The 14,447-nt window shown below is 69.1% G+C and carries 12 protein-coding genes; 7 read left to right on the forward strand and 5 right to left on the reverse strand.

Features of this window, described 5'->3' with window-relative positions; all coding sequences use genetic code 11:
- Nucleotides 1-4: 4 nt before the first annotated feature.
- Genes AB4112_RS00105 through AB4112_RS00115 form a run of 3 tightly spaced genes read right to left on the reverse strand, consistent with a single transcriptional unit; the run spans nucleotide 5 to nucleotide 3,013 of the window.
- Nucleotides 5-904: an Hsp33 family molecular chaperone HslO gene (locus AB4112_RS00105; RefSeq protein WP_441716468.1), complete on the reverse strand. Its 900-nt coding sequence runs from the start codon at nucleotides 902-904 to the stop codon at nucleotides 5-7.
- 2 nt (nucleotides 905-906) lie between these two features.
- A complete protein-coding gene (gene argF / locus AB4112_RS00110) occupies nucleotides 907-1,824 on the reverse strand; it encodes an ornithine carbamoyltransferase (protein ID WP_309797715.1) in 918 nt (305 codons plus the stop codon).
- Nucleotides 1,817-3,013 carry an aspartate aminotransferase family protein gene (locus AB4112_RS00115; RefSeq protein WP_309797714.1) on the reverse strand — a complete coding sequence of 399 codons (1,197 nt, stop codon included), beginning with the start codon at nucleotides 3,011-3,013 and terminating at the stop codon, nucleotides 1,817-1,819. Before AB4112_RS00115 ends, argF begins: the two co-directional genes overlap by 8 nt.
- A 201-nt stretch (nucleotides 3,014-3,214) precedes the next feature.
- Between AB4112_RS00115 and rpmI the strand changes: the two genes are divergently transcribed.
- From rpmI to pheT, 4 genes are all read left to right on the forward strand, one after another.
- Complete coding sequence (rpmI, locus tag AB4112_RS00120) at nucleotides 3,215-3,415, forward strand: 50S ribosomal protein L35 (protein ID WP_309797712.1); 201 nt, start codon at nucleotides 3,215-3,217, stop codon at nucleotides 3,413-3,415.
- 18 nt (nucleotides 3,416-3,433) lie between these two features.
- Entirely contained in the window at nucleotides 3,434-3,799 is a 366-nt protein-coding gene (rplT, locus tag AB4112_RS00125) for a 50S ribosomal protein L20 (protein ID WP_309797710.1), read from the forward strand.
- Nucleotides 3,800-3,931: 132 nt separating this feature from the next.
- Nucleotides 3,932-5,008 carry a phenylalanine--tRNA ligase subunit alpha gene (gene pheS / locus AB4112_RS00130; protein WP_441716471.1) on the forward strand — a complete coding sequence of 359 codons (1,077 nt, stop codon included), beginning with the start codon at nucleotides 3,932-3,934 and terminating at the stop codon, nucleotides 5,006-5,008.
- 43 nt (nucleotides 5,009-5,051) lie between these two features.
- The gene (gene pheT / locus AB4112_RS00135; protein WP_441716473.1) at nucleotides 5,052-7,454 is read left to right on the forward strand and encodes a phenylalanine--tRNA ligase subunit beta; all 2,403 of its coding nucleotides are present in this window, start codon (nucleotides 5,052-5,054) and stop codon (nucleotides 7,452-7,454) included.
- A gap of 468 nt (nucleotides 7,455-7,922) precedes the next feature.
- Here the strand turns inward: pheT and AB4112_RS00140 are convergent, their stop codons facing one another.
- A complete protein-coding gene (locus AB4112_RS00140) occupies nucleotides 7,923-9,038 on the reverse strand; it encodes a D-alanyl-D-alanine carboxypeptidase family protein (RefSeq protein ID WP_441716475.1) in 1,116 nt (371 codons plus the stop codon).
- A 386-nt stretch (nucleotides 9,039-9,424) separates the two neighbouring features.
- On the opposite strand from AB4112_RS00140, the gene AB4112_RS00145 reads away from it, so the two are divergent.
- The 3 genes from AB4112_RS00145 to clpA all read left to right on the forward strand — a co-directional run bounded on the left by AB4112_RS00145 (nucleotide 9,425) and on the right by clpA (nucleotide 12,877).
- Nucleotides 9,425-9,961, forward strand: coding sequence for a phasin family protein (locus tag AB4112_RS00145; protein ID WP_441716477.1), 537 nt, complete (start codon nucleotides 9,425-9,427; stop codon nucleotides 9,959-9,961).
- Between the two features lie 200 nt (nucleotides 9,962-10,161).
- Nucleotides 10,162-10,500, forward strand: a complete 339-nt coding sequence (clpS, locus tag AB4112_RS00150) for an ATP-dependent Clp protease adapter ClpS (protein ID WP_309797697.1) — start codon at nucleotides 10,162-10,164, stop codon at nucleotides 10,498-10,500.
- 37 nt (nucleotides 10,501-10,537) lie between these two features.
- Entirely contained in the window at nucleotides 10,538-12,877 is a 2,340-nt protein-coding gene (gene clpA / locus AB4112_RS00155; protein WP_441716479.1) for an ATP-dependent Clp protease ATP-binding subunit ClpA, read from the forward strand.
- Nucleotides 12,878-13,029: 152 nt separating this feature from the next.
- Here clpA and AB4112_RS00160 read toward each other — a convergent pair whose 3' ends face one another.
- The gene (locus AB4112_RS00160) at nucleotides 13,030-14,433 is read right to left on the reverse strand and encodes an aminotransferase-like domain-containing protein (protein WP_441716481.1); all 1,404 of its coding nucleotides are present in this window, start codon (nucleotides 14,431-14,433) and stop codon (nucleotides 13,030-13,032) included.
- Nucleotides 14,434-14,447 lie beyond the last annotated feature (14 nt).

Consider the following 14,447-nt stretch of genomic DNA (forward strand, 5'->3'; position numbering starts at 1 on the left):
CGGGTCAGGCGGCGTACAGCGCCGCGAGCTGGTCTTCGTCGAACACGTAGCGGGTGTTGCAGAACTCGCAGTCGACCTCGACCCGGCCGTCGACGGCCAGGCTCTCGACCTCCGCCCGCGGCAGCGAGGACAGCATCGCCGTCACCCGTTCGCGCGAACAGCGGCACGAGAAGCGCATCGGCTGGGCGGCGAAGACCCGCACCCCGTCCTCGTTGAACAGGCGGTACAGCAGCGCCTCGCCCGCCAGCTGCGGCTCGGTCAGCTCGTCATCGGTGGCGGAGCCCAGCAGCACCATGGAGCGGCGCCAATCGTCCTCGCGGTCGGTCGGCACCTCCTTCTCGGGGTCGGGCAGGCGCTGCAGCATGATGCCGCCGCCGCGCCAGCCCCCTCGACCTTCCTCTGGCGGGGTCAGCCGCACGGCTGAGCGCAGGCCCGCCTGCAACTGCTCCGACTGGCGGAAGTAATGCTGGGCGCATTCCCACAGCGTCTCGCCGGACAGGTCGACGATGCCCTGGTAGCGCTCGGTGTCCGCACCCTGGTCGACGGTGAAGGCCAGGTGGCCGCGGCCCATCAGGGCGGGCACCGTGGTGCTGCCCTCGGCCTCGGCCAGCCGGGCTTCGTCGAACACGGCATGGGCGCGGACGGCGCCGTCCGCGGTGACGTCGGCCACCACCAGCCGCACCGGCCCGTCGCCCTTGGCCTGCAGGGTGAACACGCCCTCGTATTTCAGGGCGCTGGCCAGCAGCGCGGTCAGCACCACGGTCTCGGCCAGCAGATGGGCGACCGGCTCGGGATAGGCGTGGCGGCCGAGGATGTCGTCGAGCAGCGGGCCGAACCGGACCAGCCGGCCGCGCAGCCCCGACGCCTCGATCTGGAAGGGGAGGACGATATCGTCGGCCACCATGGTCACAACGCTCCGAGACACCACAGCAGGATGCCCTTCTGGGCGTGCAGGCGGTTCTCCGCCTCGTCCCAGACCACCGATTGCAGCCCGTCGATCACGCCGTCCGTCACCTCCTCGCCGCGATGGGCCGGCAGGCAGTGCATGAACAGCGCATCGGGCTTGGCCTGCGCCATCAGCCGCTCGTCGACCTGGTAGGGCCGCAGCAGGTTGTGGCGCGACGCGGCATCCTTGTCGCCCATCGACACCCAGGTGTCGGTGACGACGAGGTCGGCGCCGCGCACCGTGGTGTCCGGATCGGTGCCGACCGAGACCCGGGCCCCCTCGCGATGCGCCCAGTGGATCAGGTCGGCCGGCGGCGCCAGCTCGTCCGGGCAGGCCAGGCGCAGCTCGAAATCGAACATGGCGGCGGCGCGGATCCAGGACCGGGCGACGTTGTTGCCGTCGCCGCTCCAGGCGGCGACGCGGCCGGCGATCGGGCCGCGCAGCTCCTCGAAGGTCATCACATCGGCCATCAGCTGGCAGGGATGGGTCTCGTCGGTCAGGCCGTTGATGACAGGGACGGTCGCGTTCTCCGCCATCTCGCGCAGGCGGTCCTCGTCCGAGGTCCGCAGCATGATGGCGTCGACATAGCGTGACAGCACCCGGGCGGTGTCGGCGATGGTCTCGCCGCGGCCCAGCTGGATCTCCGCCCCGGTCAGCATCACCACCTCGCCGCCGAGCTGGCGCATGCCGACCTCGAAGGAGACGCGGGTGCGGGTCGACGGCTTCTCGAAGATCAGCGCCAGGGTCTGGCCGGCCAGCGGCTTCGACCGGGTGCCGCGCGGATCGGTGCGCTTGAGGTCGAGCGACCGGTCGATGATCTGCCGCAGGTCGCCCTTGGACAGATGGTGCAGGTCGGTGAAGTGCCGGATGTCAGCCATTCGCCGCCGCCTTGCCCGATGTCGCCCGCGCGCCGCAGACCTTGTCGAAGGCCGCGATCGCCTCGGCGATCTCGGCCGCGCCGATGGTCAGCGGCGGCAGGATGCGGATGACGTTCTCGCCGGCGCCCACGGTCAGCAGGCCCGCGGCCCGCAGCTCGGGGACGATCTGGTCGCTCGGCTGCACGCATTTCAGGCCCAGCATCAGCCCGTTGCCGCGCACCTCCTCCAGCACCGTCGGGTGGCGCTTCACCAGCGCCTCCAGCTCGGCCTTGAAGGCTTGGCCGGTGCGCTCGACCGTCTCGAAGAAGCCGTCGGCCAGGACGATGTCGAGCACGGCGTTGCCGACCGCCATGGCCAGCGGGTTGCCGGCATAGGTCGACCCGTGGGTGCCGGGGGTCATGCCGCAGGCCGCCTCCTCGGTCGCCATGAAGGCGCCGAGCGGGAAGCCGCCGCCGATGCCCTTGGCGATGCACATCACATCCGGCGTGATCCCCGCCCATTCATGGGCGAAGAACTTGCCGGTGCGGCCGTAGCCGCACTGGATCTCGTCGAAGAACAGCAGCAGGCCGAACTCGTCGCAGACGCGGCGCAGCTCGCGCAGATATTCCGGCGTGGCGGCCTTGATGCCGCCCTCGCCGATGATCGGCTCGATGCAGATCGCCGCGGTCTCGTCGGTGATCGCCGCGCGCAACTCGTTCATGTTGCCCCAGGCCACCTGGTCGAAGCCGTCGACCAGCGGGCCGAAGCCCTTGATCAGTTTCTCGCCCTTGGCGGCCGAGATCGCGGCCAGGGTCCGGCCGTGGAAGCTGGAGGTGACGGTGATGACCCGCCAGCGCTTCGGGTTGCCGCGGGTGTAGTGGTATTTGCGCACCAGCTTGGTCGCGCCCTCCCACGCCTCGGCGCCGGAATTGGTGAAGAACACCGTGTCGGCGAAGGTGCTGTCGACCAGCCGCTGGGCCAGGCGCTCGCCCTCCGGGATCCGGTACAGGTTCGAGGTGTGCCACAGCTTCGCGGCCTGGTCCTGCAGCGCCTTGACCAGATGCGGATGGCCGTGGCCGAGCGCGCACACGCCGATTCCCGCGATCAGGTCCAGGTATCGTCGCCCGTCGGTCCCGAACAGATACGCCCCTTCGCCCCGCTCGAAGGCGAGGTCGGCACGCGCATAGGTCGGCATCACGGCGGGAATCATGGACAGGCTCGCTGAGAGAGAGTCTTGGACAGAGTCTCGTGGGTTGCGGGAAGGCAGCGACTTAGCCCAGTTTATGCGGTGCTTGTCAACGCGCGCCCGTGCCGTTATAACGCGCGCTTCGTTCGGGGTGGCGAGGCCGGGGTACGACCCCCGGGGCATGCCCAACCACCCTTCCATCGTCTTCCCTCGGAAGGACTGAAAATGCCCAAGATGAAGACCCACTCCAGCGCCAAGAAGCGCTTCCGGCTGACCGCCTCCGGCAAGGTCCGCTACAACTCGGCCTATCGCCGCCACCGACTGCTGACCAAGACCAAGGCAGCGAAGGAGCGGAACCAGGGCACCAAGATCATGTGCGACGCCGACGCGACGAAGGTGAAGCGCTATTTCCTGGTCAACGGCTGAGCAGGGGAGCGCTAAGCAATGGCAAGAGTTTCACGCGGCGTCACCAGCCACGCCCGTCACAAGAAGATCCTCAAGCTCGCCAAGGGCTATCGGGGTCGCGCTTCGACCAACTATCGCGTCGCGATCGAGAAGGTCGAGAAGGCGCTGCAATACGCCTACCGGGATCGCCGCAACAAGAAGCGCGATTTCCGCGGCCTGTGGATCCAGCGCATCAACGCCGGTGTCCGCGAGCACGGGCTGACCTATTCGAAGTTCATGCACGGCATCAAGCTGGCCGGCATCGACATCGACCGCAAGGTCATGTCCGACATCGCCACGCGCGAGCCGGAGTCGTTTAAGGCCTTGGTCGATCAGGCCCAGGCCGCGCTGAAGAACGCCGCTTGATCCGATCCCGCCCCGGCGGGACAGGATATAGCGATAGAGAAGCGGGGGTCGGGCCGAAAGGCTCGGCCCCTTTTTTCATGGCCGTGATATGGCCGCCGGGATAGCCGGCATGCCCATCGGGGAATTCAGGCGATGGAACAGGTTGAGACGCTGAAGCAGGAGCTGGCCGACGCCGTGGCCGCCGCCCAGGACCTCGCGGCGCTGGACGCGGTCCGGGTCGGGGCGCTGGGCAAGAAGGGCCGCCTGACCGGGCTGATGGCCGGCCTGCGCGACCTCGACCCCGAGGCGCGCAAGGCCGCGGGCGCGGCGTTGAACGTGGTCAAGGACGAGATCTCGGCGGCGCTCGACGCGCGCAAAGCGGTGCTGGAGCGGGCGGCGCTCGACGCCCGGCTGGCGCGGGAGCGGCTGGACATCTCACTGCCGGTGCGGCCGGAGCGGACGGGCCGCATCCACCCGATCAGCCAGACCCGGGACGAGATGGTCGCGATCTTCGCCGAGATGGGTTTCTCGGTCGCCGAGGGGCCCGACATCGAGGACGACTGGCACAACTTCACCGCCCTGAACATCCCGCCGGAACACCCCGCCCGGCAGATGCACGACACCTTCTACCTGCCGGACCGTCCGGACGGGAAGGCGGCGGTCCTGCGCACCCACACCTCGCCGGTGCAGGTCCGCACCATGCTGTCTCAGAAGCCGCCGATCCGCGTCGTGGTGCCGGGCCGGACCTTCCGGTCCGACTACGACCAGACCCACACCCCGATGTTCCATCAGATCGAGGGGCTGGTGATCGACGAGGCCATCCATATGGGCCATCTGCGCGGCTGCCTGATCGAGTTCTGCCGCACCTTCTTCGACGTGCCCGACCTGCCGCTCCGCTTCCGCCCCAGCTTCTTCCCCTTCACCGAGCCGTCGGCCGAGGTCGATATCGGCTGCTCGCGCAAGGGCGGCGAGCTGAAGATCGGCAATTACGGCGACTGGCTCGAGATCCTGGGCTGCGGCATGGTCCATCCCAAGGTGCTGGAGGCCTGCGGCATCGATTCCACCCGCTACCAGGGCTTCGCCTTCGGCATGGGGATCGAGCGGCCGGCGATGCTGAAATACGGCATCCCCGACCTGCGCACCTTCTTCGACGCCGATCTGCGCTGGCTGAAGCACTACGGCTTCCTGCCGCTGGACGTCCCCAGCCTGGCCACCGGCCTCACCCGTTGACCCGCCCCCCGTTGACCCGTCCTGCCGCATCGAGGCCGAGACCATGAAGTTCACCCTGTCCTGGCTGAAGGATCATCTGGAGACCACGGCGTCGCTGGGCGAGATCACCGAGACGCTGACCAGCCTCGGGCTCGAGGTCGACGGCGTCGAGGACCCGGCCGCAGCGCTGGCGCCCTTCACCATCGCCTATGTCAAATCGGCGGTGCAGCACCCCAACGCCGACCGGCTGAGGGTCTGCATCGTCGACACCGGCCGCGGCGAGGTCCAGGTGGTGTGCGGCGCGCCCAACGCCCGCACCGGCATGAAGGGCGTGTTCGCCCCGGCGGGGGCGCACATCCCCGGCACCGGCGTCGACCTCAAGCCCGGCGTGATCCGCGGCGAGGCCTCGAACGGCATGCTGTGCTCCGAGCGCGAGATGGGGCTGTCGAACGAGCATGACGGCATCATCGAGCTGCCGGACGACGCGCCGCTGGGCGCCTCCTTCGCCGCCTGGCGCGGGCTGGACGACCCGGTGATCGAGATCGGGCTGACCCCCGACCGCGCCGATTGCGCCGGCATCCGCGGCATCGCCCGCGACCTCGCCGCCGCCGGCCTCGGCACGCTGAAGCCGCTCGATGAAACCCCGGTCGAAGGCCGTTTCCACACCGACCTGACGGTCAGCCTCGACTTCCCCGCCGACGCCGCCTCGGCCTGCCCGCTGTTCGTCGCCCGCGTCTTCCGCGGCGTCAGGAACGGCCCCAGCCCGGCCTGGCTGCAGCAGAAGCTGAAGGCGATCGGCCTGCGCCCGATCTCGGCGCTGGTCGACATCACCAACTTCTTCACCTTCGACCGCAACCGGCCGCTGCACGTCTTCGACAAGGCCAAGGTCCGGGGCGGGCTGTCGCTGCGCCTGTCGCAGCCGGGCGAGACGCTGGAGGCGCTGAACGACAAGACCTACACCCTCGGCGGCGGCGTCACCGTGATCGCGGACGACGCCGGGGTGCTCAGCCTCGGCGCCATCATGGGCGGCGCCTCGACCGGCGTGTCCGGGGACACCACCGAGGTGATCCTCGAGGCCGCGCTGTTCGACCCGATCCGCACGGCGATGACCGGCCGCGCGCTCGGCATCACCAGCGACGCCCGCTACCGCTTCGAACGCGGCGTCGACCCGGCGGCAGTGTTCGTGGGGGTCGAGCAGGCGACGCGCATGATCCTCGAGCTCTGCGGCGGCGAGGCCTCGCAGCTGGTGGTCGCCGGGCATGAGCCCGACTGGCGCCGCAGCCTGACCCTGCGTCCCAGCCGGGTCGAAAGCCTGGGCGGCATCGTGGTGCCGCGCGAGCGGCAGCAGGCGATCCTGGCGGCGCTCGGCTTCGGCGTCTCCGACGGTGCCGACGGCGCCACGGTGGCCGCCGTGCCGTCCTGGCGCGGCGACGTCCAGGGCGAGGCCGACCTGGTCGAGGAGGTGCTGCGGGTCAACGGCTACGACGCCATCCCGGCGGTGCCGCTGCCGCGCATGAGCACCCTGACCCAGTCGGCGCTGACGCCGCAGCAGAAGGCGCGCGAGCTGGTGCGCCGTGGCCTGGCGGCGCGCGGCCTGGACGAGGCGGTGACCTGGTCGTTCATGGACGGCCGCGACGCGTCCTGGTTCGGCTTCCAGAACAGCGGGCTGAAGCTGCTCAACCCGATCGCCTCGGACCTCGACACCATGCGGCCCTCGGTGCTGCCGAACCTGATCCGCGCCGCCGGCCGCAACGCCGCGCGCGGCTTGGCCGACGCGGCGTTGTTCGAGATCGGCCCGGTCTATCGCGATGCCACCGAGACCGGCCAGCAGATGGTGGCCTCCGGCGTGCGCAGCGGCCAGAGCGGGCCGCGACACTGGGCCCAGCCGCCGCGGCCGGTCGATGCCTTCGACGCCAAGGCCGATGCCATCGGGGCGCTCGACGCCGCCGGGGCGCCGGTCGCCAACCTGGCGGTCTCGACCGACGCGCCGGACTGGTACCACCCCGGCCGCTCCGGCTGCCTGCGGCTGGGGCCGACCGTGCTGGCCCATTTCGGCGAGCTGCACCCGGCGGTGCTGTCGGCGCTGGCGGTGGACGGGCCGGTGGTCGGCTTCGAGGTGTTCCTCGACGCGGTGCCGCAGCCGAAGAAGAAGGCGGGCACGGCCAAGCCGCTCCTGAAGCTGGCGACGTTCCAGCCGGTGGTGCGCGACTTCGCCTTCGTGGTGGCCGAGGACGTGCCGGCCGACCGCATCGTCAAGGCGGCGAAGGGCGCGGACAAGGCGCTGGTCGCCGATGTCGCGCTGTTCGACGTCTATCGCGGCGCGGGGCTGGGGGAGGGGCGCAAGTCGCTGGCCCTGGCGGTGACGCTGCAGCCGGTCGAGGCGACCCTGACCGACGAGGCGATCGAGACGGTCGGCAAGAAGATCGTCGCCGCGGTGGAGAAGCAGGGCGGCACGCTGCGCGGCTGACGCCTGCACAGCGCCGCTCGACAAACGCTCGTGTCGCCTCTCGCGCTTGCGGGGCCTTTCCGGAATAGACCGAGCCTGCTCCATTCTTGCTCCCCCTCCCCTTGCGGGAGGGGGTAGGGGGAGGGGTCTGCGCGCGTCCGCGCGCGAATGCGCAAAGGACAGGCTTCGCCGTCGGAGCCAAATGGCCAGAGTCAGGGCCGGTTCTGGGCATCGAAAGCCCCCTCCCCCTAACCCCCTCCCGCGAGGGGAGGGGGGACTCATTTTACCCTCGGCCGATGTCGTTGTGAGCCGCCAGGACGATTCGGAGGCCTATGAAAAGGTCTCGCTTGCGGGATATGCCGGAGACGCGAAGCGGCTCCGGGTGAGGGGGGCGTCGAGGCCGGAACCAGCCCTCACCCGGTCTCGCTGCGCAAGCCCGACCTCTCCCGCCAGGCGGGAGAGGTTACGCCGCGCCCTGGATCGAAATGCTCAGCGCGAGGCGCGCCGGGCCGGCAAGTGCTTGGGCAGGGGAATGTTGGCCAGGGCGCGGGGCACCGGCTCGAAGCTGACTTTCTGCGCCCGGGCCGGGGCGTGCATTGCGATCATGGCGCCGATGCCGTCGCTGCCGGTCGACCCTTCCTCTTCGGCATCACCCTCCGCCGACGCCAGCATGGCATCGGTGTCGGACGGGCGCCGGTCGGGCAGCGGCGGCTCGAACGGCACGCTCGCCACTTGCGTCGCGGCCACCGCGGGCGGGGCGGCCGCCGGCGCGTCGGCGACATAGGCGCCGGTGCCCGGACCAGCCTCGAAGGCCTCGTCCAGCAGCTCCGCCATCCGGGCGTTGCGCTCGGTCGGGCTGGTGCCGCCGAAGATCACGCCGATCAGCCGGGTCCGGCCCCGCACCGCGGACGCCACGAGATTGAAGCCGGCGGCGCGGATGTAGCCGGTCTTCATGCCGTCCATGCCGGGATAGGCCTGCATCAGCCGGTTGTGGTTCGGGAAGTTGCGGCCGCGATAGCGGAAGTTCTTGGTCGCGAAATAGGGATAGTACTGCGGATAGTCGTTGATCAGCGCCCGGGCCAGCACCGCCATGTCATGCGCGGTCGAGACATTGTCCGGGTCCGGCAGGCCGTTGGTCGAGCTGAAGTTGGTGCGGCTCATGCCCAGCGCCCGCGCCTGCTGCGTCATCATCCGGGTGAAGCGGGATTCGCTGCCGCCGATCGCCTCGGCCAGCACCACCGACGCGTCGTTGGCCGACTGGGTGACGAGGCCCAGGACCGCGTCCTCGACCCGGATGCGGGACCCGGTCACGAGGCCCAGCTTGGTCGGGGACTGGGCGGCGGCGTAGCCGGACACGGCCAGCCGGGTGTCGAGCGTCAGGTCGCCCTGCTGCAGGCTGCGGAAGGTCAGGTACAGCGTCATCAGCTTGGTCAGCGACGCCGGGTACAGCTGCTGATTCGCGTTTTCCTGGTGCAGCACCTCGCCGGTGCGCGCGTCGATGACATAGGCGGCATACCGCCCCGCCGCCTCGGCCCGGATCGGCAGAAGCGCGAGAGCAAGACAGGCAAGAGCAGCCGCCGCCGATCGCGCAAGGAAACCTGGCATGCCAACCCCCCGCTTCACGCCATTGGCCGGTCTTGGTTCAGGCGTGATTTCAGAAGTGTAAAATAACCCGTTGATTTCTGTCTATAATTCAATTGATGGCAAGGCCATAAATTTCACCGGGCAGAGGTGTCGCCCGGCGCGGCCGCAGGGATTTTGGCAGGCTTGGCCGGGTCAAGGCAACGGCATTGCGGCAAGAGCCGGCGGCCGCCGCCGCGGCTCGCCCCTGGCCTCGTCCCGGGTCAGTTATGTTGCAGTGCACAAAATTCGTTGACAGAGTGCATCGACCTGCCCATATTCACGGCATGTTGCAGTGCAGCATGACCGGTTGCCCCCGGGGCATCGCAGGTCGGCTGCGTCGGTCAACCACTTACAGGAGTGCTGTCGTCATGACGACCAGCAAGACCCGCGCCGGGACGAGCAAGGTGCTCGAAGCCGTCGAATCCAACACCGAGATCGTGAGGAACACCGTGGCAGACACCGTGAAGACCAGCCAGGCCGCCGTCGAAAAGAACCTCGCCCAGGGCCTCGCCCTGTCGAAGGAGCATTTCGAGAAGACCACCATCGCCGCCACCAAGGGCTTCGACGACCTCGTCACCCTCGCCAAGGGCAATGTCGACGCCTTCTTCGCGTCGGCCGCCGTCTTCGCCCAGGGCACCGAGCAGCTGAGCCGCGCCTGGTTCGCGCTGCAGCAGGGTGCCGCCGAGCAGGCCGCCGAGGCGACCCGTTCGCTGTTCGCCGCCAAGACCCTGCGTGAGGTCGTCGACCTGCAGTCGACCTACAGCAAGACCGCCTTCGACGGCTTCGTCGCCGAGAGCAGCAAGCTGTCGGAGCTGGGCCTGAAGGTCACCAACGACGCCGTGGCGCCGATCGCCGCCCGCGTCAACGTCGCCGTCGAGAAGCTGTCCAAGCCGCTCGCCGCCTGATCGACCCTCTTTCCCGGACCGGTGACCCAGTGGGCACCGGTCCCGGGATCGCGGCCAACGGCCCCGTCGACATCGTCGGCGGGGCCGTTCTCATTTCAGCTATTCCGCGTTGCGGGTCTACAACTCCGGCCTCTGCGGCACTATCATCTAACCCAGGGTTCTTCCTTGGGTTCAAAACCGGCAATGCACATCCCATATCCATGAGCGATATCGAACGGAAGGATGATCAAGGAGGCGGCAACGACGCCGGCACCGGGGTTGTCATTCAGACCAAGCCGCGGACGAAGAAGCCGTCCATGTACAAGGTCTTGATGCTGAATGACGACTACACGCCGATGGAGTTCGTCGTCCATATCCTGGAACGCTTTTTCGCGAAGAGCCGCGAGGAAGCGACCACCATCATGCTCCATGTTCACCGGCGGGGTGTGGGCGTCTGCGGCGTTTTCACCTACGAGGTGGCGGAGACGAAGGTGGCGCAGGTGATGGACTTCGCGCGCCGCAACCAGCATCCTCTACAATGTATTCTTGAGAAGGCCTGACCAGGCTTGGCGGGCCCTCCCGGCATGGGGACGACCGATGCTCTCGCGTAATCTGGAGCAGACGCTGCACAGGGCTCTCGCTTTCGCCAATGAGCGACGGCACGAGTACGCTACGCTCGAACACCTGCTGCTGGCGCTGTCCGAAGACCAGGATGCCGTCGCGGTGATGCGTGCCTGCGGCGTCAATCTCGAAAAGCTGCGCCGCGATCTGGTGGGCTATATCGACACCGAACTCGCCACCCTGAAGATCGACGGGATCGAGGACGCGAAGCCGACCGCCGGCTTCCAGCGCGTGCTTCAGCGCGCCGCGATCCACGTCCAGTCCTCGGGGCGGGAGGAGGTGACCGGCGCCAACGTGCTGGTCGCCCTGTTCTCCGAGCGCGAGAGCCATGCGGTGTACTTCCTGCAGGAGCAGGACATGTCCCGCTTCGATGCGGTGAACTACATCAGCCACGGCATCGCCAAGGCCGGGGCCTCGGGCGGAACACGGACAGGGGCAGGGTCGGGCGAATCGCGTCCGGTCTCGGGCGCCGACGAGGATGCGCAGGCGGAGAAGGTCGTGAAGAAGGGCTCGGAAGCGCTCAGGACCTATTGCGTCAACCTCAACGAGAAGGCGACGAAGGGCAAGATCGACCCCTTGATCGGCCGTGAGGCCGAGATCGAGCGGACGATCCAGATCCTGTGCCGCCGCTCGAAGAACAACCCGCTCTATGTCGGTGATCCCGGGGTCGGCAAGACCGCCATCGCCGAGGGCCTGGCCCGCCGCATCGTCGACGGCGAAGTGCCGCCGGTGCTGGCCGACGCCACCATTTTCGCGCTCGACATGGGCGCGCTCCTGGCCGGTACGCGCTATCGCGGCGACTTCGAGGAGCGGCTGAAGGCCGTGATGACCGAGCTGGAGAACCTGCCCGGCGCGGTGCTGTTCATCGACGAGATCCACACCGTGATCGGCGCCGGCGCCACCTCGGGCGGGGCGATGGACGCCTCCAACCTGCTGAAGCCGGCGCTGGCTTCGGGCGCGCTGAAGTGCATCGGGTCGACCACCTACAAGGAATACCGGAACTATTTCGAGAAGGACCGCGCCCTGGTCCGCCGGTTCCAGAAGATCGACGTCAACGAGCCGACGATCGAGGACACGATCAAGATCCTGCAGGGGCTGAAGACCTATTACGAGAAGCACCATCAGGTGCGCTACACCGCCGATGCGATCCGCACCGCGGTGGAGCTGTCGGCCCGCTACATCGGCGACCGCAAGCTGCCGGACAAGGCGATCGACGTGATCGACGAGGCCGGCGCCGCCCAGATGCTGCTGCCGCCGTCGCGGCGCAAGAAGACCATCGGCATGCGCGACGTCGAGGCGGTGGTGGCGAAGATCGCCCGGATCCCGCCGAAGAGCGTCAGCCGGGACGACAAGACGCTGCTGCAGACCCTCGACCGCGACCTGAAGACGCTGGTGTTCGGCCAGGATCCGGCGATCGATGCGCTGTCGGCCGCGATCAAGCTGGCCCGGGCCGGGCTGCGCGAGCCGGAGAAGCCGATCGGCAACTACCTGTTTTCCGGCCCGACCGGCGTCGGCAAGACCGAGGTGGCGCGCCAGCTGTCGAAGCTGCTCGGCATCGAGCTGGTTCGCTTCGACATGTCGGAATACATGGAACGGCACTCGATCAGCCGGCTGATCGGCGCCCCGCCGGGCTATGTCGGCTTCGACCAGGGCGGGCTGATGACCGACTCGGTCGACCAGCATCCGCATTGCGTGCTGCTGCTGGACGAGATCGAGAAGGCGCACCCTGATGTCTTCAACATCCTGCTGCAGATCATGGATCACGGGAAGCTGACCGACCACAACGGCAAGTCGGTCGACTTCCGCAACGTCATCCTGATCATGACCACCAACGCCGGCGCCACCGAACTGACCAAGCAGTCGATCGGCTTCGGCGCCACCCGCAAGGACGATGCCGGCACCGAGGCGATCAACCGGATGTTCACGCCGGAGTTCCGCAACCGTCTCGACGCCACCATCGCCTTCGGCCATCTGACGCCGGAGATCGTGGCCCAGGTGGTGGACAAGTTCGTGATCCAGCTGGAGACCCAGCTGGCCGACCGCCACGTCACGATCGAGCTGACCTCGACGGCGCGGCAGTGGCTGGTCAAGCGCGGCTATGACGAACTCTACGGCGCCCGGCCGATGGCCCGGGTGATCCAGGAGTACATCAAGAAGCCGCTGGCCAACGAGCTCCTGTTCGGCAAGCTGGTCAAGGGCGGCCAGGTCCGGGTCGACGTCGCGCCGGACGGCGACAGCCTGAGCTTCGACTACATCGAGAATCCGACCGCCCCCGTCTCCTCCGACGACGCGGCCAAGGAACCCGAACTGGCCTGACCGCTGGTTTGGCCGAAGACAGAAGGGCGCCTCCAGGGGCGCCCTTTTGCATTGTGTAGGTTGGGTTCGCGGCTTGCGAACCCAACATCCTGCAGCCGGGTCCATTGTTGGGTTCGCAAGAGCGAACCCAACCTACAAACTCTGCGGCACACTCACCCCCGCATCGCCTCCTCCAGCACCGTGAAGATCCGGGGGCTGGCGCATTGCGCGACGTTGAAGCGCAGGAAGCGGCCGGCGGTGCGCGACGGGCTGAACACGTCGCCCGGCGCCAGCACCACGTCCTGCGCCAGGGCGCGGCGCGCGACATCCGCCGAATCCAGCCCGTCGGGCAGGGCGGCCCACAGCAGCATGCCGCCCCGCGGTTCGACCCAGGGCACCAGCCCCAGCGCCTCGAGCCGCCGCCGCGTCTCGCCCATCGCCCGCGCCAGCTTGCCGCGCAGCCCCTCGACATGGCGGCGGTAGCTGCCGTCGGTCAGCAGCCGGTGGACCAGCCGGGCCGCCACCGCGCCGCTGGCGAAGCCGGTGGCCAGCTTCAGGTCGATCAGCCCCTCGATCCAGTCCGGCCGAGCGGCGATGAAGCCGCAGCGCACCGCCGCCGACAGCGTCTTGGAGAAGCTGCCGATATGGATCACCCGGTCGAACCCGTCCAGGGCGGCCAGCCGCGGCGACGGCTCGATCTCGAAATCGGCGAAGATGTCGTCCTCGATCACGATCAGGTCATGCGCCTCGACCAGCATCAGCAGCCGGTGCGCCACCGCCGGCGACAGGCTGGCGCCGGTCGGGTTGTGCAGCGCCGCGTTGGTGACGTACAGCCGCGGCTTGTGCTCCGCCGCGGCCCGGGCGAAGGCGTCGAGGTCCGGGCCGGCGGGGGTGCGCTTCACGCCGACCACCTCGACCCGATGGGCCCGCAGCACCGCCAGGAAGTTGAAGTAGCAGGGGTCGTCGACCAGCACCGTGTCGCCGGGCTGCAGCAGCAGGCGGCAGACCAGGTCGATCGCCTGGGTGCCGCTGTCGGTCAGCAGGACCTGGCCGGATTGGGCGGCGATGCCGCGCTCCGCCAGCCGGCCGGCCAGATGGTGGCGCAGCGGCGCGAAGCCGAGCGGCGAGTCGTACTCGACCAGGCCCGCGGTGTCCGACCGGGCCAGGGCCCGCAGCGCCCGCCGGATCGCGGCGTCGGGCATCCAGTCGGCCGGCAGCCAGCCGCAGCCGGGCTTCAGCGCCGGCCCGCCTTCCTCCAGCGCCTGCCGCATGATCCACAGCGGGTCGATCTCCCGCTCCGGCCGCCTGCCGGGTTCGGCCAGGGCGAAGGGCTGGGCCCGCCGGGTGACGTAGAAGCCGGACCCGGCGCGGGCGGCGATGGCCCCGTCCGCCGCCAGCCGGTCATAGGCCTCGACCACGGTCGATTTGGACACGCCCAGCGTCTCGGCCAGGCGGCGGATCGACGGCACCCGGGCGCCCGGCGCCAGGACCCGCGCCGCGATCCGGTCGCGGATCGTCTGCATCACCATGGCCACCAGGGTGGTGCCGGGCTTCGGCGCGGGGGCGATGTCGAGCATCCGTACCGGACTCC

Origin of the sequence: Inquilinus sp. 2KB_23, assembly GCF_052115705.1 — a bacterium.
Classification (GTDB): Bacteria; Pseudomonadota; Alphaproteobacteria; order DSM-16000; family Inquilinaceae; genus Inquilinus; species Inquilinus ginsengisoli_A.

Excerpts from the sequence above, each read along its gene's own strand:
- AB4112_RS00115 (WP_309797714.1), bottom strand. The coding sequence starts at position 3,013 with ATGATTCCCGCCGTGATGCCGACCTATGCGCGTGCCGACCTCGCCTTC.
- AB4112_RS00160 (WP_441716481.1), bottom strand. The coding sequence starts at position 14,433 with ATGCTCGACATCGCCCCCGCGCCGAAGCCCGGCACCACCCTGGTGGCC.
- pheT (WP_441716473.1), top strand. The coding sequence starts at position 5,052 with ATGAAGTTCACCCTGTCCTGGCTGAAGGATCATCTGGAGACCACGGCG.
- rpmI (WP_309797712.1), top strand. The coding sequence starts at position 3,215 with ATGCCCAAGATGAAGACCCACTCCAGCGCCAAGAAGCGCTTCCGGCTG.
- rplT (WP_309797710.1), top strand. The coding sequence starts at position 3,434 with ATGGCAAGAGTTTCACGCGGCGTCACCAGCCACGCCCGTCACAAGAAG.
- pheS (WP_441716471.1), top strand. The coding sequence starts at position 3,932 with ATGGAACAGGTTGAGACGCTGAAGCAGGAGCTGGCCGACGCCGTGGCC.
- AB4112_RS00140 (WP_441716475.1), bottom strand. The coding sequence starts at position 9,038 with ATGCCAGGTTTCCTTGCGCGATCGGCGGCGGCTGCTCTTGCCTGTCTT.
- clpS (WP_309797697.1), top strand. The coding sequence starts at position 10,162 with ATGAGCGATATCGAACGGAAGGATGATCAAGGAGGCGGCAACGACGCC.
- AB4112_RS00105 (WP_441716468.1), bottom strand. The coding sequence starts at position 904 with ATGGTGGCCGACGATATCGTCCTCCCCTTCCAGATCGAGGCGTCGGGG.
- clpA (WP_441716479.1), top strand. The coding sequence starts at position 10,538 with ATGCTCTCGCGTAATCTGGAGCAGACGCTGCACAGGGCTCTCGCTTTC.
- argF (WP_309797715.1), bottom strand. The coding sequence starts at position 1,824 with ATGGCTGACATCCGGCACTTCACCGACCTGCACCATCTGTCCAAGGGC.
- AB4112_RS00145 (WP_441716477.1), top strand. The coding sequence starts at position 9,425 with ATGACGACCAGCAAGACCCGCGCCGGGACGAGCAAGGTGCTCGAAGCC.